This window comes from Tsukamurella sp. PLM1 (genome assembly GCF_023168325.1).
In the GTDB taxonomy this organism is placed as follows: domain Bacteria; phylum Actinomycetota; class Actinomycetes; order Mycobacteriales; family Mycobacteriaceae; genus Tsukamurella.
Window position 1 is genome coordinate 60,970 of the sequence record NZ_AP025688.1, and the last position, 19,990, is coordinate 80,959.

The 19,990-nt window shown below is 71.1% G+C and carries 19 protein-coding genes and 3 pseudogenes; 15 read left to right on the top strand and 7 right to left on the bottom strand.

From position 1 onward, the window contains the following. Nucleotides 1-221: 221 nt before the first annotated feature. Together MTP03_RS00345 and MTP03_RS00350 are read right to left on the bottom strand one after the other, a co-directional pair. Nucleotides 222-1,310, bottom strand: a complete 1,089-nt coding sequence (locus MTP03_RS00345) for an alpha/beta hydrolase (protein WP_248490089.1) — start codon at nt 1,308-1,310, stop codon at nt 222-224. A 22-nt stretch (nt 1,311-1,332) separates the two neighbouring features. After that, a complete protein-coding gene (locus tag MTP03_RS00350; protein WP_248490090.1) occupies nt 1,333-1,725 on the bottom strand; it encodes a DUF5313 domain-containing protein in 393 nt (130 codons plus the stop codon). 140 nt (nt 1,726-1,865) lie between these two features. On the opposite strand from MTP03_RS00350, the gene MTP03_RS00355 reads away from it, so the two are divergent. Genes MTP03_RS00355 through MTP03_RS00370 form a run of 4 tightly spaced genes read left to right on the top strand, consistent with a single transcriptional unit; the run spans nt 1,866 to nt 5,008 of the window. Beyond that, entirely contained in the window at nt 1,866-2,480 is a 615-nt protein-coding gene (locus MTP03_RS00355) for a TetR/AcrR family transcriptional regulator (RefSeq protein WP_248490091.1), read from the top strand. Then, a complete protein-coding gene (locus MTP03_RS00360; protein WP_248490092.1) occupies nt 2,477-2,995 on the top strand; it encodes a GNAT family N-acetyltransferase in 519 nt (172 codons plus the stop codon). Before MTP03_RS00355 ends, MTP03_RS00360 begins: the two co-directional genes overlap by 4 nt. Beyond that, nucleotides 2,995-3,636 (top strand): 5,6-dimethylbenzimidazole synthase, encoded by a 642-nt coding sequence (gene bluB / locus MTP03_RS00365; RefSeq protein WP_248490093.1) that lies wholly within the window; start codon nt 2,995-2,997, stop codon nt 3,634-3,636. The genes MTP03_RS00360 and bluB overlap by 1 nt, the downstream gene beginning before the upstream one ends. Nucleotides 3,637-3,667: 31 nt before the next feature. After that, nucleotides 3,668-5,008: an Ig-like domain-containing protein gene (locus MTP03_RS00370; RefSeq protein ID WP_248490094.1), complete on the top strand. Its 1,341-nt coding sequence runs from the start codon at nt 3,668-3,670 to the stop codon at nt 5,006-5,008. A gap of 319 nt (nt 5,009-5,327) precedes the next feature. On the opposite strand, the gene MTP03_RS00375 is transcribed toward MTP03_RS00370, so the two are convergent. Then, entirely contained in the window at nt 5,328-6,548 is a 1,221-nt protein-coding gene (locus MTP03_RS00375) for an MFS transporter (protein WP_248490095.1), read from the bottom strand. A gap of 104 nt (nt 6,549-6,652) precedes the next feature. On the opposite strand from MTP03_RS00375, the gene MTP03_RS00380 reads away from it, so the two are divergent. Further along, entirely contained in the window at nt 6,653-6,982 is a 330-nt protein-coding gene (locus MTP03_RS00380; RefSeq protein ID WP_248490096.1) for a helix-turn-helix transcriptional regulator, read from the top strand. On the opposite strand, the pseudogene MTP03_RS00385 reads toward MTP03_RS00380, so the two are convergent. Next, a pseudogene (locus MTP03_RS00385) lies at nt 6,927-7,693 on the bottom strand (DUF998 domain-containing protein). The gene MTP03_RS00380 and the pseudogene MTP03_RS00385 sit on opposite strands and share 56 nt — an antisense overlap. A gap of 143 nt (nt 7,694-7,836) precedes the next feature. Between MTP03_RS00385 and MTP03_RS00390 the strand changes: the two are divergent. Genes MTP03_RS00390 through MTP03_RS00410 form a run of 5 tightly spaced genes read left to right on the top strand, consistent with a single transcriptional unit; the run spans nt 7,837 to nt 11,383 of the window. Then, a complete protein-coding gene (locus MTP03_RS00390; RefSeq protein ID WP_248490098.1) occupies nt 7,837-8,487 on the top strand; it encodes a phosphatase PAP2 family protein in 651 nt (216 codons plus the stop codon). After that, a complete protein-coding gene (locus tag MTP03_RS00395; protein ID WP_248490099.1) occupies nt 8,459-9,160 on the top strand; it encodes a response regulator transcription factor in 702 nt (233 codons plus the stop codon). The genes MTP03_RS00390 and MTP03_RS00395 overlap by 29 nt, the downstream gene beginning before the upstream one ends. After that, complete coding sequence (locus tag MTP03_RS00400) at nt 9,157-10,113, top strand: HAMP domain-containing protein (RefSeq protein WP_248490100.1); 957 nt, start codon at nt 9,157-9,159, stop codon at nt 10,111-10,113. Before MTP03_RS00395 ends, MTP03_RS00400 begins: the two co-directional genes overlap by 4 nt. Continuing rightward, nucleotides 10,110-10,598 carry a sensor histidine kinase KdpD gene (locus MTP03_RS00405; RefSeq protein ID WP_248490101.1) on the top strand — a complete coding sequence of 163 codons (489 nt, stop codon included), beginning with the start codon at nt 10,110-10,112 and terminating at the stop codon, nt 10,596-10,598. The genes MTP03_RS00400 and MTP03_RS00405 overlap by 4 nt, the downstream gene beginning before the upstream one ends. Beyond that, nucleotides 10,583-11,383, top strand: a complete 801-nt coding sequence (locus MTP03_RS00410; protein ID WP_248490102.1) for a glutamate racemase — start codon at nt 10,583-10,585, stop codon at nt 11,381-11,383. Before MTP03_RS00405 ends, MTP03_RS00410 begins: the two co-directional genes overlap by 16 nt. Before the next feature lie 408 nt (nt 11,384-11,791). On the opposite strand, the gene MTP03_RS00415 is transcribed toward MTP03_RS00410, so the two are convergent. After that, complete coding sequence (locus MTP03_RS00415) at nt 11,792-13,372, bottom strand: ABC transporter permease (protein WP_248490103.1); 1,581 nt, start codon at nt 13,370-13,372, stop codon at nt 11,792-11,794. Then, the gene (locus MTP03_RS00420) at nt 13,369-14,256 is read right to left on the bottom strand and encodes an ABC transporter ATP-binding protein (protein WP_248490104.1); all 888 of its coding nucleotides are present in this window, start codon (nt 14,254-14,256) and stop codon (nt 13,369-13,371) included. The genes MTP03_RS00415 and MTP03_RS00420 overlap by 4 nt, the downstream gene beginning before the upstream one ends. A gap of 65 nt (nt 14,257-14,321) precedes the next feature. Here MTP03_RS00420 and MTP03_RS00425 point away from each other — a divergent pair, with 65 nt between their 5' ends. The 5 genes and pseudogenes from MTP03_RS00425 (at nt 14,322) to MTP03_RS00445 (ending at nt 19,116) form a co-directional block, all read left to right on the top strand. Next, nucleotides 14,322-14,783, top strand: coding sequence for a GbsR/MarR family transcriptional regulator (locus MTP03_RS00425; protein WP_248490105.1), 462 nt, complete (start codon nt 14,322-14,324; stop codon nt 14,781-14,783). A 59-nt stretch (nt 14,784-14,842) separates the two neighbouring features. Then, the gene (locus MTP03_RS00430) at nt 14,843-15,445 is read left to right on the top strand and encodes a TetR/AcrR family transcriptional regulator (RefSeq protein ID WP_248490106.1); all 603 of its coding nucleotides are present in this window, start codon (nt 14,843-14,845) and stop codon (nt 15,443-15,445) included. Between the two features lie 96 nt (nt 15,446-15,541). After that, nucleotides 15,542-16,891 carry a flavin monoamine oxidase family protein gene (locus tag MTP03_RS00435; protein ID WP_248490107.1) on the top strand — a complete coding sequence of 450 codons (1,350 nt, stop codon included), beginning with the start codon at nt 15,542-15,544 and terminating at the stop codon, nt 16,889-16,891. Further along, the gene (locus MTP03_RS00440) at nt 16,888-18,186 is read left to right on the top strand and encodes an FAD-dependent oxidoreductase (protein WP_248490108.1); all 1,299 of its coding nucleotides are present in this window, start codon (nt 16,888-16,890) and stop codon (nt 18,184-18,186) included. The genes MTP03_RS00435 and MTP03_RS00440 overlap by 4 nt, the downstream gene beginning before the upstream one ends. 58 nt (nt 18,187-18,244) lie before the next feature. Next, nucleotides 18,245-19,116: pseudogene (locus MTP03_RS00445) on the top strand (aldo/keto reductase family oxidoreductase). Between the two features lie 77 nt (nt 19,117-19,193). Here the strand turns inward: MTP03_RS00445 and MTP03_RS00450 are convergent. Next, nucleotides 19,194-19,972 (bottom strand): annotated as a pseudogene (locus MTP03_RS00450) (ABC transporter permease). Between the last annotated feature and the right edge of the window lie 18 nt (nt 19,973-19,990).

Below are 19,990 nucleotides of genomic sequence, written 5' to 3' on the forward strand. Positions count from 1 at the left end.
GCGGGGACGCGGAGCCGGAAAACGCGAAAGGCCTTGATACCGGCTCCCGGAATGGGGGAGGAGGGGGAACCGGTATCAAGGCTCAATCACGCAGCCACCGACGTGGGGGGAGACGTCATATGGCGGCCGCAGAACCCACGATACGTGGTGTACGCGTACGCTCGCCAACTTTCCTGCGATGAGGCGTGGTGCGTCTGAGCACGCCAGTTCACAGGCTGTTGTCATGACCGCTGTGCAAGTTCATCACGAAGCACGTCAAGAGCGGTGTCGACGTCGACCCGAGCGTCGGCGCTCACGCCGACCAGGTTGAGGAAGCCGTGCAACGCGCCCGGGGCCAATTGCGTCGAGACGTCCACTCCGGCGTCGCGCAGCCGTGCCGCGTAGGCCAGGCCCTCGTCGCGCAGCGGGTCGAAACCGGCGACCACGACGTGGGTCCGGCCGATCGCGGCGAGGCCGTCGGCGTGCAGCACGTCGAACCTCGGGTCGGTGTCCTGGCCCGGGTCCGGGGTGTATTGATCGTGGAACCAGTCGATGTCGGCCTTGGTGAGGAAGTAACCGGACGCGAACGTGTCGCGGCTGCGGTTCGCCGGATCCGCGCCGGTCACGGGATAGAAGAGCAGCGAGAGCACGGGCTGCGGCCCACCGTCGAGCGACAGCGCGCGTGCGGTGACCGTCGCGAGGTTGCCGCCGGCGCTGTCGCCGGACAGGGCCACCCGCGCCGGGTCCGCGCCCAGCTGGTCGGCGTGCGCCAGCGCCCACTTCGTCGCGGCCACCGCGTCGTCCACCGCGGCGGGGAAGATCGCCTCCGGCGCCAGCCGGTAGTCCACCGCGAGCACCCGCACGCGGGCGCGGTCGGCGATGTACCGACACGGGGCGTCGTGCGAGTCGAGGTCGCCCAGGACGAAGCCGCCGCCGTGGAAGAACACGACCAGCGGCGAGCCGGCGTCCAGCCCGGCGGGCGTGTAGAGGCGTGCCGGGATCGGGCCGGCGGCACCGTCCACCATGAGCCCACGGGTGACCACGGACGGGGCCGGGTTCTGCCCGACCGCGGCGCAGAGCTTGCTCATGGTGGCCCGCGAGTGCGCGATGCCGAGGTCCGCCCGCCCCGCGAGGCCGTGCACTCCCTGCGCCTTGAGCAGGAACAGGGTGATCTGCGAATCGACGTCGAGTTCGTTGCCCTCGACGGTGCGCGGGGTGCCCAGCCGCTGCTTCACGTGCACGGGCAGGCCGAAAAGGGCCTTCGCCGCGCCCGCGACCAGCGGGGTGGGGATCTTCAGGGACAGCTTCTGGACGAGTGCGGTGAGCGCCATGCCGTTGATAGTAGGACGTGCGTCACGCGTCGCGCGGGCCGTACTTCTCGAGGTACTCGCGATGCAACTCCGCCTCCTTGAGGCGCTGCGCGTTGTCGATCATGTCGGGGTCCAGCCCGTGGTGGCGCAGCCGGCCGCGCCGATAGATCTTGTTCAGCACGATCGAGAAGTACACGAACGGGATGAAGATCGGCAGCGTCATGGTCGCCTTCACCAGGATCGTGGTGGGGAAGAACCAGAACGGGATCAGGATCAGGATGCAGGGGATCGCGAAGCGTACGACGGTGCGCAGCGCGGCGCGCGGGCCCACGAGGTCGTTGGTGACCCACTCGTGCATCGACGCCGGCAGCACCTTCTTCCCGTAGGAGTACAGCACGTACTGCACAGGGTTGGGCTTGCTCCGGTCGTTGCTCATACCGTTCATGATCCCACCGCGGGCACCGCGGAAGCGAGGGGGTGTCGCGTGCTGTGACGTCGTCCGTGAGCGACGAAAACCGGACGCGTATCGCCGTCAAGAAGGCATCCGAACCATTCGAAAGCCTAGAATCGGACGTTGTGAGTCCCGGCAGAAACGATCAGACCGCGCAGAGCATCCTGTCTGCGGCGGTGGCGAGCATCGGCAGCGTCGGTATCTCGCGCACAACGATGGAGCACGTGGCGAACCTCGCGGGCATCGGTGTGGCCACCGTCTACCGGCGGTTCAACCGCAAGGACAACCTCGTCCAACAGGCCATCCGATACGAGGCCGAGCAGCTGCTCAAGACGGTGGAACAGCAGGTCGTGGGCCTGCCGACGGTGGAGGAGGCCCTCACCGAGGGCTTCGTCGCGTTCCTGCGCGAAGCGCACCGTCGGCCCCTGATCCGGGGCATCGGCGACGGCAACGTGGTCGTGGGCCTGCCCATGATCGCGCAGGGCGGCGGCATGCTCATCGAGATCGGCCGGGAGTTCGCCGCGAACATCATCGCCGGCTTCCAGGCCACGGGCGATCTCCCCGAGTTCGACCCGAAGCCGATCGCGGAGATCTTCGCGCGGATCGGGCACTCGGTGCTGCTCGCGCCCGACGGCCTGATCAGCTTCGACGATCCGTACACCGCCGGCCGCGTGGTCCGCGAGTGCCTGATGCCCGCGATCTCCGCCCACACCGCGGCGGCCTCGGGGGACGCGCCGTGATCCGCCCCGCCCGGCCCGCCGACGTCCCGGAGATCCTCACGATGATCGCCGAGCTCGCCGCGTACGAGAGGGAACCCGACGCGGCCGTCGCCACCGCCGCGCAGCTCGACGCCGCGCTGTTCGGGCCCGCCCCGGCCGTGTTCGCGCGCATCGCCACCGAGCCGACGGGATCCGGCGATGCGGAATCGATCGTCGGGATGGCCGTGTACTTCCGGACGTTCTCCACCTGGACGGGGACGCACGGGATCTGGCTCGAGGACCTGTACGTGCGGCCCGGCGCCCGCGGCGGCGGGCACGGCAAGCGGCTGCTGGCGGCCCTCGCGCAGGAGTGCGCCGCGAACGGGTACCAGCGATTGGAGTGGACCGTCCTCGACTGGAACGCGCCCGCCATCGGCTTCTACCGCTCGATCGGTGCGGTCCCGATGGACGAGTGGACCACCCAGCGGCTCACCGGTGAGGCCCTCGAGGCGCTCGCCGCCTCGGCCGTCCCGTCCGTTGCCGCCGACGGTGCCTGATGGACGTCTTCGAGGCCATCCTGCGGCGGCGCGACGTACGCAACGAGTTCGCGGGTGAGGTGATCGACGAGGACCGGCTCACCCGGATCCTGCGGGCCGCGCACAGCGCGCCGAGCGTCGGCAACACCCAGCCCTGGGATTTCGTGGTGGTGCAGGATCCGGACACGCTGGCCCGGTTCGCCGCGCACGTCGGGCGATGCCGAGACGACTTCGCGGCGTCGCTCCCGGCCGACCGCAAGGACACGTTCAACCCGATCGTGATCGAGGGGATCGAGGCCTCGCGGACCGGCGTGGTGGTCACCTACGACCCGACCCGCGGCGGGGCGCACATCCTGGGCCGGCACACCGTCGACGAGACGGGGCATCTGTCGGTGGCGCTCGCCATCCAGAACCTGTGGCTGGCGGCCACGGCCGAGGCGGTCGGCGTCGGCTGGGTGTCGTTCTACCACGAGGACTTCCTGCGCGACCTGGTCGGCGTGCCGGAACACGTGCACGTCGTTGCATGGTTGTGCGTCGGTCCCGTCACCAGTCTCCAGACCGTCCCCGACCTGGAACGATTCGGTTGGCGTGACCGGCGCCCACTCGCCGACGCGGTGCATCGGGAGCGGTTCGCGAACGAGGATGTCGGATCCGATCGCTAGACTGCGGAAACCAGGCGAGGGGATCTTCCACGTGAGTTTGTTCAACGAGCGCGTCGGCCGGCGTGCGGTACTGGTCGGCGCGGCCGCGGCGGTTCCGCTGGCGGTCGCGGGATGCACGATCGGCGATCTGGGCGGGTCGGGCGAGAGTCAGGGCCCCACCGCGCCGCCGCCCGATCCGGCGGAGGTCACCTTCGCGCCTGCGGACGCGGCGAAGGACGTGGCGCCGATCGCTCCGGTCACGGTGTCGATCGCCAAGGCGACGCTGGGCACTGTCACCGTCACGGACGCCGAGGGCAAGCAGGTCGAGGGTGCGCTGTCGACCGACATGCTGTCCTGGAAGTCGTCGGCGCCGCTCGCGTACAACGCGACCTACACGGTGGTCGTGAAGTACGAGACGCTGGGCGAGCAGCGCGAGAAGCGCAGTACGTTCTCCACCGTCGTCGTGAACGAGACGAACAAGACGCTGCCGTACTTCGAGAACACGGGCGGGCTCTCGCTCAACGACGGTGCCGTCTACGGGGTCGGGCAGGTGGCCGTCGTCCACTTCGACGAGCCGATCCAGGACAAGGCCGCGGCGCAGAAGCTGCTGAAGGTGACCACCACCCCCGCCGTCGAGGGCGCTTGGATGTGGACCACCGCGCAGACCGTGGCGTGGCGACCCAGGGACTACTACCCGTCGGGCACGAAGGTCTCGATCGAGGCGAACGTGTTCGGCAGGCAGGTGAGCCCGGGGCTGTGGGGCGAGAAGGACGTGGCGATCTCGTTCAGCATCGGCGAATCGCACGTGTCCATCGCCGACGACAACACCAAGCAGGTGCAGGTCTTTGTCAACGGCCAGATGGTGCGGTCCATGCCCACGTCGATGGGCCAGGGCGGCAACGAGGTGATCAACGGCAAGACGTTCCACTTCTGGACTCAGCGCGGCGTGTACACCGTGCTGGACAAGGCGAACCCCGTGATCATGGACTCGTCCACCTACGGCCTGCCGATCAACTCGCGGTTGGGCTACAAGCAGACCATCGGCTGGGCCACGCGCATCAGCAACGACGGCATCTACCTGCACGCGCTGGATAACATCGGAGCGCAGGGCGTCCGCAACGAGTCGCACGGTTGCCTCAACCTGAGCCCCGCGAACGCGCAGTGGTTCTTCGGCCTGTCGCAGCCGGGCGACGTGGTGGAGGTCCGCAACACCGGCGGCCCCGCCCTCGAGCAGTGGCAGAACGGCGACTGGTCCGTGCCGTGGGCCACCTGGGTCGGCGGCGGCGCGCTGCCCGCGGGGGAGCAGGACGACGGTGCCGAGACCACGTCCGCGGCGCCCTCTCCGTCGGCGGCGCCGTCATCGGACGATCCGAATGCGGACGTTCCGAACTAGGGCACACCGGGCGCGATCGGTGGGCCATTGCGGCGCACGGTCGGCACCCGCGAACGCGCGACTCTCGGATTCTGACCGTTGAGGACACGCAGCGTGAGGACACGTCGCTCTGCGCGAGGCCGAGGACGCGGCGTGTGGTGGGGGCTCGATCGCCGTGTCCCCCATGGGAAGCCTGGTCGTCACGTGCGGCCCGGTCAGGTCACACATGTCCGGAAAGGCCAGAATCCGAGGGGCGTTGGATCGCCCTAGCCACCCTCGGCGGACGTTCCCGCCGTAGCCGTCGCGAACAGCGTCACCTCGCGCTGCGCGACCGCGACGCCTACGCGGCGACGGCGGACCGTCGACCGCGGATGCCGATGACAGCGGCCAGCAGGCAACCGGATCCGACGGCGGCGGCGAACCAAGGGAAGATCGCGGCGGTGCCGTACCCGGTGGCGAGGTATCCGGCGATCACGGTCGGGACGCCCATCGCGAGGTAACCGAGCAGGTAGTACGCGCTCATCACCTGGCCGCGGGCGTGCGCGGGAGCCACCGCGGACAGGTGGCGCAGCGAGCCGCCGAACGCGAGGCCGAAGGTCGCGCCCAGCAGCACGGTGTCCAGGACGATCAACCACGTCTCGCCGTGACGCACCGCGAACACGGCGAGCGCGAGGGAGGCCACGAGGCCCAGGTCGCCGACGATGGCGGTGGGGCGCGGGGCGAAGCGGCCGCCGATGTACTGCGAGATCGCGGCAGCCACGGCCATCGTCGCCACCAGTACCCCGGTGAACATCACCGAATGGTGCCCCGTCACGTGCTGGACCAGCGCCGGGTACAGGCTGAGGAACACGCCCAGCACCGACCACGCGGTCACGATGCCGATGCCCGAGAACACGAAGTCCGCGGCGATCTCGCCCGGCACCTGCGGCTTGGACAGCCGCACGCGCCCGCCGGTGCGGCCCGTGTGCGGCTCGATCAGGGCGATCACGCCGACCAGGATCACCAGCACCACCACGCCCATCGCGGCGAACGGCGTGCGGAGCGGGTTCGGTGCGTACTGCGCGACCGCCGCGGCGGTGATCGCAGTGGCGGCGATCCCGACGTTCAGGAACACCCCGGACAGCATGCCGTTGCGGGCACCGTCGTGCGGCCGGACGTCCAGCAGCGCCGCGCCGGCGACCACGGTGATTGAGCCGATCGCGGCGCCGTGCAGGAAGCGCGCCAGGATGAGCTGCCACTCGGCGCCCGCGACCAGGAACAGCACGAGGCCGGCGAGGATCGTGGCGACCGCGACGAGCAGCACGGGCTTGCGGCCGATGGCGTCGGAGATCGGCCCCACGGTGAGCGCCGCGCCCAGAGCGCCGATCGCGTACACCGCGAACACGACGGTGGTCGACAGCGCCGAGAGATGCCATTCCTGCTGGTAGATCGGGTACAGCGGCGAGGGCAGGCCGGACACCCCGAGGGCCAATGCAAGCAGCGTGAGCAGCAGCGCGAACGCCCAGCGCTGCGGGTGCACGGTGCGCAGCGGCGGTCCCTCGGTCTGCGCGGCGATGCTCATGGGACTGCCTCCGGTGTAGGGTTGGGTTCGACGATCATCGAACCATCTCGCACAGTACACCTGGTTCGACGAGGATCAAACCGTTGTCTCAGGGAACGAGAACCATGACCGACACGCCCGTCGCCCCGCTGCACACAGTGCTCACCGCGCTCGCCGACCCGGTGCGCCTGGAGATCGTGCGCCGCCTGCACCGCGCGCAGCGAGCGACGGCATGTGCCGACCTCTACGACGGCGTGACCAAGGCCACCGCCAGCCACCACTTCAAGGTGCTGCGCGAGGCCGGCATCACCCGCCGCGACGACATCGGTGCCCACGCCCGCCAACTGCTCCGCGCGGAGGACGTGGACCGCGCCTACCCCGGCCTGCTCGAGGCAGTCGTCACCGCCGCCGACCAGGAAGCGGCCGCAGCGCCACCAGTGCCAGCCACACCGTGAGCGCGAGGATCTGCAGGCGCTGCGCCAAGCCCAGGTAGAGCGCGGGTTCGACCATCGCGGCCAGCGTCCACCCCGTGGCCGCGAGGTACGCGATTCCCGCCGCGAGCGCGGCCAGGGCACTGTCGAACCCGGGACGGGTTCGATTCGGCCCGCTCGCGCCGCTCCCGGCGCCGGGCGGATTCGGCCCGCGTGTCCCGCGCCGCCACAGGATCCACCCCACCACCGCCACCACCCCGCCGAACCCCGCGGCACCCGACGAGAAGGCGTGCCCGGCGTGCGTGAGCGGCACCAGGCCGGCCGCCTCGCGCGCGGCGCAGGCCGTATCCGCGGTGGGGGTGCACGACAGCGGTAACAGCGCGTCGCAGATCGTGGCGACGCCCAGCAGCACCATGCCGCCCAGCGCGATCCGCGCCGGCCGGGACGAGGTCGCGCAGCGCCCCAGCACAGTGCGGCCGCGACCACGAAGCACGCGCCGGCCAGGATGTCGGTGGCCCGGAACAGCTTCGCGAACGGCTGGCCCGCGGCCCCGATCTCGCTGACGTACGAGCGCAGCACGCTCAGCTCCGAGCCCAGCGACGGCGCGATCAGCCACGCTGAGTACAGGACCGCGCCGGCGAGGAGCACGAGGCGGGCGCGGCGCATGGCCCCCAACGTACCCACGCACGGACCTAGCGCTGGCGCAATCGTGACCATCCAACGGCTTCGGAACATTCACATGCTATTAGTATGTATTACTTCGTGAACCTCACGCCCCCGGCGTCGCGAGCGGCCGGCCCCGGATTGCGACACGGCTGTGACATTCGTGGGGCGGTACGGAGTCGGGCGGGCGACGATGGTGGACAATGCTCGGCGTCATGTTCGCAACCACACGTCCCTGGACCGCCGCGACGACGGCCGTCGTCACCGCGCTGGCGTTCGCCGGGCTCTACCTCGCCGTCGTCCACACGCAGGCGGGCCAGCTCGTCGATCACGAACTCATGCGGATGATCTCCTCGGCGTTCGGGGTGACGAGCCCCGTCGAGGGCGCGCTGGGCCGGTACCAGCTCCCGATGCTCGCGGCCGGCGGCCTCCTCGTGGCCGGGGTCGTCGCAAGTCGCAGGGCGAAGACCGTCGCCGTCTCCGCGGTGCTCGTGCTCAGCACGACGGTCGTGGGGGCGTACGTGCTCAAGGCCCTGCTCGAGCGCCGCTCCTTCGGCATCGGCCCGGAGCTCAATTCCTTTCCGTCGAACACCGTCGCGGTGGTCGCGGCGCTCGCGGTGATCCTGGTCGGCTCCGCCGCCCGGCGCTATCGGACCGCGGCGTTCCTCGTCGCGGCGGCGACCGGGAGCGTGGTCTCGGTGCTGGTCGTCGCCCAACAGTGGCACCGTCCCGGCGATGTCCTGGGAGCATGGTTGGTGGCCGTCGGCGCCGCCGCGGTGGTCCGGGTCGGTCAGGCCGCCTGGGCCTGGACCTCCGACGTGGAAGGGAGCCTCACGGGTGGTCAGGCTGCTGCTCATCGAGGATGACCAGGCGATCGTCGACGCGCTGACGCTGTCGCTCGGCCGGCTCGACCATACGGTCGAGCACCTGGGGGCGGCGCCCGAGGACCTCGAGCAGCGGGTCGCGGCCACCGACGCGGTGATCCTCGACGTCGGTCTTCCGGGCGAGGACGGCTTCGCCGTGTGCCGCCGGATCCGCCGCTCGAGCGCGGTCCCGATCCTGATGCTCACCGCCCGCTCCGACGACATCGACACCGTCGCGGGGCTCGAGGCCGGTGCCGATGACTACGTGGTCAAGCCGGTGAGCCCCCGCGTGCTCGACGCCCGGATCAAGGCCGCGCTGCGCCGTTCCGCCCCGGCCGCGGAACCCGCGCCGGCACCGTCGAGCGAGGCGACGGCACCGTCGAACGACGGCCCGCTGACCGTCGACCGGGCCGGAGCCGAAGTGCTGCGGGACGGTGCGCCCCTGCCGCTCACGCCCACCGAGAAGCGGCTGATCTACGCGTTCGCCGACCATCCCGGGCAGGTGCTCAGCCGGGAGCAGCTGCTCGCGATGGCCTGGAACCAGGACTTCCTGGGCGATTCGCGCCTGGTGGACAATGCGATCCTGCGCCTGCGCCCCAAGATCGATCCGCCCGACGGGCCCAGCCACATCGAGACGGTCCGCGGGTTCGGCTACCGGTTCCGGCCCGCGCCGTGACCGGGAGCGCTCCGCGCCGGGGACCGCTCGCCGGACTGCGCAACCGCATCCTTGCGATCATCGTGATCGTCACCTGCCTGACCGCGGGGATCACCGGTCTCGCGGTGGGGATAGTGGTGCGCGACTGGGTGTATCAGGACGCGCAGGACGCCGTGCTGACCACCTTCCGGCACGACATGGAGTCCTTCGAGCGCCGGGGAATGCTGGTGCCCGGCAGCGGCGGCGAGCCGCGGGGCACCCGCTCGGCCGTCGGGGACTACCTGCCGGGGAACTTCACGGTCGACGTCGACGGTGCCACGGTCCGGCAGGGCGCCGCGCGCCCGCAGGACCTGCCGGCGTCGATGCGCCGCGAGCTCGAGCGCGTGCCGTCGCTGTACCGCTTCCAGCGGCTGCCCGACGGGAAGGTCCTGGTGGCGCACAGTGTTCCGCGGCCTTCGATATTCGATGCGGAGAGTGTGGTGGTCTACGACGTGCAGCCCCTCGAGGACGTCCGGCCGCGCCTGAACCGGCTGACGGTGCTGGTCGCGGTCGCGGTGGCGGGCAGCGCACTGCTCGGCATCCTGGTCGCGCTCGTCGTGGCGCGCACGGTGATCCGTCCGCTGGGCCGGATCCAGTCCGTCGCCGCCCGCGTCACCGACGGCGACACCGAGGCGCGCCTGCCCGCCACGAACGTCACCGAGCTGCGTGATCTCACGGACACCTTCAACGCCATGCTCGATCGGCAGCACGAGTCCATCGAGGTGCTCCGGCACCAGGACGCGCGGTCGCGTCGCTTCGTCGGCGATGTCTCCCACGAGCTGCGCAGCCCGCTGGCCGCGCTGGTGCCGTCCGCCGAGGTGCTGCGCGAGGAGGCCGCGACGCTGCCCCGGACTCCGACCTGCGGCGCGCCTCCGAGCTCGTCGCGGGCGAGGTCGATACGCTCGCCGGCCTCGTCGACGATCTGCTCGAGATGACCCGGCTCGACGCCGGTGCCGCGGAGGTCCGGCGCGAATCCTTCGATCTCGTCCCGACGGTGCGCGACGCCCTCGCCGCGCGCGGCTGGCGGTCCGTCACCGTCGACGGTCCGCCCGGACTCGACCTGGTCAGCGACCCGCGGCGGGTAGTCGCGGTGGTGACGAACCTGGTGGGGAACGCGCTGCGGCACGGTGCGCCGCCGGTGTCGGTGGGTGTGTCGGCCGTCGACGGTGCAGCGATGGTCGAGGTGCGGGACGCCGGCCCGGGAGTGCCGGCGGGCGACGAGGAGCGGGTGTTCGACCGGTTCGCGAAGGCGCAGGAGGCCCGCTCGCGGGGCGGGGGCGGGGAGCGGGTCTGGGGCTGGCGATCGCGCGGGACAACGCGCGGCTGCTGGGCGGCGGCGTGGACTATCGGAGGGACGGCACGTCCACCGTCTTCCGCGCGTGGTTCGCCCGGTAGATTCGAGCCATGCGCGTGGCGGTGATCGACTCGGGATTCGGGATGGTCAACTACGCCGACGCCCTCTCGCGCGTGCGGCCCGACACCGAGCTGGTGCTGGCCCGCGATCCGGACAACATGCCCTATGGCCTGCTCGAACCAGCACGGATCTCGGAGTGCGTGGTCGCGATGGCGGGGGCGGCCGCGCGGTTCGAGGTGGACGCGATCATCGTGGCCTGCAACACCGGTTCGATGTACGCGCTCGAGGCCGCCCGCGCGCGGTTCGAGCCCGCGGTCCCCGTGGTCGGCGTCGTGCCGGCCATCCGGCCCGCGGGGGCGACGAGGCGCCCCTTCGCCGTGTGGGCCACGGCCGCGGCGACGGTGAGTGACTACCAGACCTCACTCATCGATAAGTTCTCCGACCCCGTTCTCGCGCATCGTATTCCGTGCTACGGGCTGGCCGAGGCGATCGACTCGGGCGATGCGGGCAGGGTCGCCGCCGCGATCGCGGACGCCGCCGCGCGCACCCCCGCCGAGATCGAGTCGGTGGTCCTTGGCTGCACCCACTACGGGCTGGTCCGAGAGCCGATCGTCGCCGCGCTGCGCGGGCGGACGGGGCGCGAGGTGGCGGTGTTCGACTCGCCGGAACCGGTCGCCCGGCAGACGCTCCGCCGGCTCGGCATAAAGCCCGGCGGACCGTCGGAGCTCGGGGCCGTGGTGGCCGTGCTCGAGTCCGGCCGGCCCGGAAGCCTGCCAGCGGCCCTGGCCGCCTATCCGGCGGGGCGCCTCCTACTCGAGCGGTGCCCGACGGTGCCCCATCGCGCCGGATAACGACGCGCGGAAAAACCGCGATGAGATATATGCATGATCGCAACTCTCCTGTTATCCTGAGAGCGCACTGACCGCAGCTGACCCGCTCGCTGCGGTCAGTAGTCATTTGCAGGGCTTTTGATCATTCAAGTTAGGTCCGCTTCTCTCAGGTGAAACCTCAAGTGTCTCAAAGGCTGAGATCGTCCGCCGTGACCCGGACGTTGCCGACTGCGGTGGTGCTCTCGCTCGTCGCGTCGGGTGAGCGGTCCTCCTGCGCCGACCATGCAGAAACCGAATACCCGCAGGTGGCGGTCCCTCAGCGGGACGCGACCCGGGATATTCGGTTTCTGTATGGGCGGGCGATCACCATGTCCTCGCCGTGCCGGCCCGGCCGCGATGGGCCCGTGCGGCCCCGACCGCCTGCGCCGCCTACGCCGCGAGATCCCGGCGGGATTCGGATGTAGCCGCGGCGATCAGGCCCAGGGCGGCTATCGCGACCAGCACCAGGGTGGCGCTGGTGAGCACCGTCGCGCCGGGCTGCGTGGCCACATGGTTGAACGGCGAGAGCTTGGACACCCAGTCGGGGAGTTTGAGCACGTCGGCGACCAGCATCATCACGCAGGCGGCGAGCACGATCCAGCCCACCGACGCCCATTGCGCGGACAGCGCCCCGGCCAGCGCGGCGATCGCGGTGATCACCCACACCGCGGGGAGCGCCGCCATCGCCGGCACGATCAGCTGGCGCCCCGCGGTGAGCGAGACGCCCACGCCGAGTGCGAGCGTGGCCACCGAGGTGGCGATCACGGCCGCCGTGAGGTGTGAGACGTACCAGCGCAGGCGCTGCACCGGCGCCGACAGCAGGTACTCGGCCCGCCCGGACGTCTCCTCCGAACACGCGGTGTTCACGATCGAGATGCCCAGGGCCGCAGTGGCCATGGCCATGATGGAGAACTCGGCCCCGAAGAAGACGTCGAGCAGGCTGGACCCCGATCCGCCGATCCGCTCGAGCATCTCGCGGGTGCCCTCGTTGCCGGCCAGGGAGTCGATCGCCGACCCCATGCCGCCGAACGCCGCGCCCACCGCCAGGAAACCGACCGTCCAGCCGATCAGCTGGCCGCGGTGCAGCCGCCACGTGAGCGCCTCCACCGAGCCGAGCAGCGTGCTCGCCCGCTCGCGGCCCCGGCCGACGGGGATCAACCCGGCGCCCAGGTCGCGGTTCGCGGCCAGTCGCAGCGCGACGGCCACGAACGCCACCGAGAGCAGGATCAGCGGGATCGCCGGCCACAGCCGATCACCCGCGAACGGGCGCAACTGCTGCGCCCAGCCCAGCGGGGACAGCCAGGAGGCCCAGCCGGGCTCGGCGGGGGCGGCACCGTCGGGATCGAGGACGGAGACGTCGCCGAGCGCCCGGAGCAGGTACGCCCCGCCGAGGCCCACGGCGAACAGCCCGCGGGCGGCGCGCGCTCCTTCGGTGACCTGCGCGCAGACCAGCGCGAACGCCGCGAAGACGATGCCGACCAGGGCCCAGAGCAGCCCGAACACGACGCTCCCGCGCGCGTCGGCGCCCATCCCGATCAGCGTCAGCGTGCTGAGCACGCCGATGGCGAGGCTCAGGCCCGCGCTCTCGATGAGCGCGGCGATCGGCGGCGCGGTGCGGTCGATCGCGGAGGCGCCGAGCATCTCGCGGCGACCGGACTCCTCGTCGGCGCGGGTGTGGCGGATCACCAGTAGGCCGGTGAGCAGGCCGAGCGCGGCGGCCATCATGACGACCATCTTGATCATGCCGACCGCGCCCACGGTCGCCGAGTACACCGGCCCGAACAGCGCCACCAGCGACGGGTTCTCGGTGGCCGCGAGGGCTGCGGACTGCAGCGCCGCGGGGTCGGCGTAGTTGGTCTTCGCAACCGAGTACGCTGACGCGGCCATCGACACGTACAGCAGCAGCCACACGATCAGCTGGATGCGGTCGCGCCGCAGCACCAGCCGGAGCGTGGGGACGAGCCCGGTCATCGCACGGCCCCCGCGGTGTCGTAGTGGCGCAGGAACAGCTCCTCGAGCGTGGGCGGGCGGCTGGTCAGCGACGTCGGGGCTCCCGCCGCGAGCTCGCCGAGCACCCGGCCCAGATCCGCGGACTCGACGCTGAACGAGATCCGGTCGCCCTCGACCTGGAGGTCGTGCACCCCGTCGACGTGCACGGGCCGTGCGAGAACCGCCTCGACGCGGGTGCGCGACAGGTGGCGGAGCGAGGCCAGCGAGCCGGTCTCGACCGACGCACCGTCCTTGATGATGGTGACGGTGTCCGCCACCCGGTCGACCTCGGACAGGATGTGGCTGGACAGCAGGATCGAGGTGCCCTCGGCCTTCGCCTCGGCGAGGCACTGCGTGAACACCTCCTCCATGAGCGGGTCGAGACCCGAGGTGGGCTCGTCCAGGATCAGCAGTTCCGCGCGGGCCGAGAAGGCGGACACCAGCGCCACCTTCTGCCGGTTGCCCTTGCTGTAGGTGCGGGCCTTCTTGCTCGGGTCGAGCGCGAACCGCTCGATCAGCTCGGCCCGGCGGCCCTCGTCCAGCCCGCCGCGCAGGCGGCCCATGAGGTCGATGATCTCGCCACCGGAGAGGTTGGGCCACAACGTCACGTCGCCCGGCACGTACGCGAGGCGACGGTGCAGCTCGGGGGCCTGACGCCACGGGTCGCCGCCGAGCAGTTCGACGGTGCCCGACGTCTTCTTGAGCAGTCCGAGCAGGATGCGGATGGTGGTGGACTTGCCGGCGCCGTTGGGACCGAGGAAGGCGTGTACCTCCCCGGGGGTCACGTGCAGGTCGAGTCCGGTGAGTGCGTGTGCGCTACCGAAGGTCTTGGTGAGGCCCTCGGCGCGGATGACTTCATTGGTCATGCGGCTGACGCTACGCCGATTTCAGAAATTTGTGAAGTGTCCAAATTTTAGGTATCGTGACCTGCATGGACGCGCCGAACTTCGTGGAGAACATGGCCGCCGGTCTCGTGGAGGCGGGCACTCAGCGGATGGCCGCTCGGGTCTTCTCGGCGGTCCTCGCGTCGCCCGACGGCGCCCTCACCCCCTCGGAGGTCGCGGAACAGCTCCAGGTCTCGCCCGGTGCGGTCTCGGGCGCGGTCGGCTACCTCGTGCAGGCGGGCATGATCCGCAGGACGCACGTACCGGGGTCCCGGCACAGCCTGATCGAGCTCGGTGACGACGTCTGGTACGAGGCGCTGACCTCCCGCAACCCGATCGTGGAACGCTGGCTGGCCGTGGCCGACGCTGGCCTCGAGGAGCTCCCGCCCGGCGGTCCCGCCGCCGAGCGGGTCACGGTGATGCGCGACTTCTTCGAGTTCATCCTCGCCGAGTTGCCGGTGATGATGGAGCGCTGGCGCACGATCCGCGAGGAGAAGCACGGCTACTGACCTCGGTCCGCCGTCCGGTGCGGAATAGTCTGGTGCCGGAAGGCAGAGGAGGATGTCCAATGGCGCGCGTTGCCCCCGCCGTTCGCAGCCGGCAACTGGTCGAGGCCGCGCGCGAGGTCCTGTCCCGCGAGGGCGTCGCCAGCACCTCGCTGCGCGCGGTCGCGGCCGAGGCGGGCGTGCCGCTCGGTACCATGCAGTACGTCTTCCCCACTCGGGAGTCGTTGCTGCGGGCCGTGATCGAGGACGTGGTCAACGAGATCGACGCCGTCTTCGCCGACACCGAACACACCGACGCGGGTCTGGAGCCGGCGCTGCGGGACGGACTACGCGCGTTCTGGAACAGGTTGGCGGGCAACAGGAACCTTCAGGTCATGCAGTACGAACTGACGACCTACGCGCTGCGCACCGCCGGCCAGGAGGAGCTCGCGCGCTGGCAGTACGCGTCGTACACCCGGGTCGTGGCCACCTGGTGCGCGCGGGCGGCGAGTTCCGCCGGTGAGGTGTCCGCGATCCCGCTGGACCGGCTCGCGCGGATCGCCGTCGCCTCGGTCGACGGGTTGATCCTGCAGTACGTCTGCGACCCCGACGACGCCCGCGCGGACCGCGACCTCGAGACCGTCATCGACACGCTCGTCGCCCTCGCCGCGCCCCGACCGGCCTAGAGGTACGGCCGCAGAAGTGTTGCAGATCACCCCGAAGCCGCTTACTCTCAATTTCAGTCAGTCGTATGACTGAAAATGGAGAGTTGGGAGTACGCCATGGACCACGTCGACGTCGTCGTCATCGGAGCCGGCCTGTCGGGGCTCGCGGCCGCACGCACGCTCACCCGGGCGGGGCGGACGGTGGCCGTGCTCGAGGCCCGCGACCGGGTAGCGGGCCGGAACCACGGAGCCGTCTTCCGGAACGGAGTGCCGGTCGAGATGGGCGGTCAGTGGGTCGGTCCCACGCAGGACGCGGTACTCGGCCTGATCGACGAGCTCGGCCTGCGCACGTACCCGTCGTACGACGTCGGCGACGCCATCACCGTCTACGACGGCGCCGCCCACCGGTACTCGGACGAGACGTTCGGCCTGTCCGACGAGGACGCCGCAGAGGCCGGTCGCGTGTGGGCGGCGATCACCGTGACCGCGGAGACCGTCGATCTGGGGACCCCGTGGACCACCACCGGCGCTCCCGAGTTGGACCGGCAGACATTCGACCAATGGTTGCTCGGCGAGACGACGAACTCGGTCGTCATCCGGTTCTTCCGGCTCCTCGTCCCTGCGGTGTTCTCGGCGGAAGCGCATGAGCTGTCGCTGCTGCACTTCCTCTTCTACCTGAAGTCGGGCACCAGCCTGGCGATCCTGGTCTCCACCACCGGCGGCGCCCAGGAATCCCGCGTAGTGGGCGGGGCCCACCTGATCTCCGAGCGCATGGCGGCGGACCTCGGCGACACGGTGCGGCGGAACACCGAGGTCACCGGCATCACGCAGTCCGAGAGCGGTGTGGTGGTCGCCTTCGACGGCGGCGAGATCGCCGCCGGCCACGCGGTCGTCGCCATGCCGCCCACACTCGCGGGCCGCCTGCGCTACTCACCGCCGCTGCCGGCTGCCCGCGACGCGCTCACTCAGCAGTTCCCCGCCGGTTCGGTGATCAAGGTCAACGTCGCCTACCCGACGCCCTTCTGGCGCGAGGACGGGCTGAACGGTTTCGTGATGAGCCTCGACGACGCCTTCAACGTGGTATTCGACAACTCGCCCGAGGACGGCTCGTGCGGCGTCCTGGTGGGTTTCCTCGAGGGCCGGCACGCTCGCGAGGCCGCCGAGCTCACGGCGGCCGAGCGCCGCGAGCGGGTGCTCGCCGACTTGGTGAAGTACTTCGGCGAGCGCGCCGGGGAGCCGCTCGATCTCCTCGAACTGAACTGGAACGAGGAGCAATTCACGCGCGGCTGCTACGGCGGCCGGCTCGGTGCGGGCGTGTGGACGAACTACGGTCGGGCCGTCGCCGAGCCCGTCGGCCGGATCCACTGGGCCGGCGCGGAGACGTCCGACGTCTGGAACGGGTACATGGACGGGGCGGTACGGTCCGGATACCGCGCCGCGGAGGCGATTCTGGCGGAACCGCGATGACCGGCGGGCCGCTCCCGGCACACGCCGAGGTCGTGATCGTCGGCGCGGGTGTCGCGGGGCTCGTGGCGGCGGACTTGCTGCACCGCCGCGGTGTGGACGTGCTCGTCCTCGAAGCGGCGGGCCGGGTCGGCGGCCGGACGATGGTCGAGACCACCCCACTCGGCTCCGCCGTCGACCTCGGTGGGCAGTGGGTGGGTGAGGGGCACCACCGGTTCGAGGACCTCGCCGATGAACTCGGACTCACCCGCTTCCCGATGCACAGCCCGAAGGCGCCGGGCATCTTCGACGATGGCGACCGGATCGGGGTTGCGTCGGCACCGACTCTCCTTGCGAACCTGTTCGTCGTCGGGCTGGATCTCGCCTCGCGCGGCCCCGTCCCGGATCGGTGGCGCGCGACGCCCCTGCGGCGATGGGTCCACCGGCTGCCATCAGCGCGGGCGAGGAGCCTGGTCGAGGCGATCGTCGCCACCATCTGCTGCTCCGGAACCGACGAGCTCTCGGTGGCAGCGTTCCTCCACCTGGTCCGGCACCAGGGCGGTCTGGTCACGATGATGAAATCCGCAGGAGGAGCACAGGACTCGCTACTGATCGAGGGCGCGGGTGCGATCGCTCTCCGCCTCGCGGAACGACTCGGCGACAGGGTGCGGCTGGGCGCGACGGTCACCACGATCGCCTCCTCCGATCCGGGAGTCACGGTGACGACGCCCGCCGGGGGCGTGACCGCGGCGAAGGCGATCGTCACCGTCCCGCCTCCCGGCGCCGCGCGCATCGCGTTCTCGCCGGCCCTGCCGGAGAGCCGGATCCGGTTGCAGAGAACCACGAGAATGGGCACCGTCTACAAGGCCCTGGCGGTGTACGACACGCCGTTCTGGCGGGACCGGTCCGACGCGGAGCTGATCGAGCTCGATGAGCCGGCGTGCGCCGTCTTCGACTCCTCGCCGCCGGACGGGCCGGGGCATCTCACCGTCCTCGTCGGTGGGGCGGCGGCCCGCCGCATCGGCGATGCACCGGCGGCGGACCGCCGGGACCTGATGCTCCGCCGCCTGGCCGCACACTTCGGCGACCGGGTGCTCCACCCGGTGAGCTGGCACGAGAAGGCCTGGCATCACGACCCGTTCGTGGACGGCGGCTACGCCGTGCTGCCGCGCATGGGTACCGGTGAGGGCTTCTATCCGGTGGAGCACACACCGACCGGCGACGTCCACTGGGCCGGTTCGGAGACCGCCGCCGAGCACGCCGGCTACATCGAGGGCGCGATCGAATCCGCCCACCGCGTGGTCGCGGAGATCGCCTGATCGGCGGAGAATGGGGGCGACCCGGCGTTTCGCGTGATCCCTCTAAGGAGTCCTGCCCATGACCGCACCCACCCCGCCCGGCGGCACCTTCGACCTCGGGGGCGACCTCACGGTCACCCGCTTCGGCTACGGCGCCATGCAACTCGCGGGCCCGCACGTCTTCGGCCCGCCCGCCGACCGCGAGGCCGCGATCGAGGTGCTGCACGACGTGATCGACCTCGGCATCACGCACATCGACACCAGCGACTACTACGGTCCCTTCGTCACCAACGAGATCATCCGCGAGGCGCTGCACCCCTATCCGGAGTCGCTGCACATCGTCACCAAGGTCGGAGCGCGCCGCGACGACACCGGCGGCTGGCCCCGGCCCTGGAGCCCGACGACCTGCGCCGTGCCGTCGACGAGAACCTCGAGCGGCTTGGGCTTGACGTGATCGACGTGGTGAACTTGCGTGTCGGCGACTTCGACACCCCCAGCCCCGGTTCCATCGCCGAGCCCTTCACCGTGCTCGCCGAACTGCAGCAGCAGGGCCTGATCCGGCACCTGGGCGTGAGCACCGTGACTTCGGAGCAGGTCGCCGAGGCGCAGTCGATCGCGCCCGTGGCGTGCGTGCAGAACTTCTACAACATCGCCCACCGTGTCGACGACGAGCTGGTGGATTCCCTGGCGGCGCAGGGCATCGCGTACGTTCCTTACTTCCCGCTCGGCGGGTTCAGCCCGCTGCAGTCGGACGCGCTGATCGCCGTCGCGGCGCGACTCGGCGCCACGCCGATGGCGGTCGCGCTCGCCTGGTTGCTGCAGCGGTCGCCGAACATCCTGCTCATCCCCGGCACGTCGTCGATCGTGCACCTGCGCGAGAACATCGCCGGCGCCGCGCTGGAGCTCCCGGAGGACGCCCTCGCCGAGCTGGACGCGATCGGCGCTTCGTAGCGCGGTGGGTGGTGCTCGTCCGGCGGGGAGCCGGCGCCGCGCGGGGGACGACTGCGGTGGAGGCCCGCGCCGACACGTCAGCGGGGCTGCCGCCCGGCATCGAACCGCCCGTCGGCGACGAGGCGGGTCATCGCCACCACGGCGATCGGCGCGACGGCCATGATGGCGACGAGAACGTAGAGCTGCATCACGGCGGCGGACAGCGGCGAGGCGCCGCCCAGCACCATCCCGACGAAGGCGCCCGGGATCGCCACGAGCCCGACGGTCCGCGTCTGGTCGAGCGCCGGGATCAGGGCGGTAGCCGCTGCGGCCCGGCAGATCTCGAGCCGGATGAACCGGGGCTCAGGCCCAGCGCGAGTCCCGCCTCGACCTCGCCCCGGCGGGCCGCGAGCTCCTCGAACGCCCGATTGCCGGCCAGCCCGGCCGCGGCCATCGCGGCGCCGATCGCGCTGCCCGCCACGGGGATCACGGCGATGCCCCGGGCGGGCAGCACGTCGGTGAGGATCAGCGCCACCGTGAGTATCGCGCCGGGGGCGGCCACGGTCACCGTCGTCCGGGCGATTTCGGACCCGCGCGGCCGGCGCCCCACCGTGCGGCGCGCGGCCGTCCAGCCCGCGGTGAGTCCCATCAGCGCCACGAACGCCGCCGTGAACCACAGGCTCCGCACGATCAGGCTCAGCGCCGCACCGAGGACGGCCAGCTGAACGGTCGCGCGCACCGTCGAACCGAGGATCGCGCGGCCGAATCCCGTGCCGCCCAGCCACGCGACGGCGGCGCCCGTGAGGGCGAGGGCGATGAGGGCGACGGCGAGCCCCGGGCCCACCGTGAGCAGCTCGCCCGGATCACTTCCGGTCACGTCGTGGAAACCTAGCCG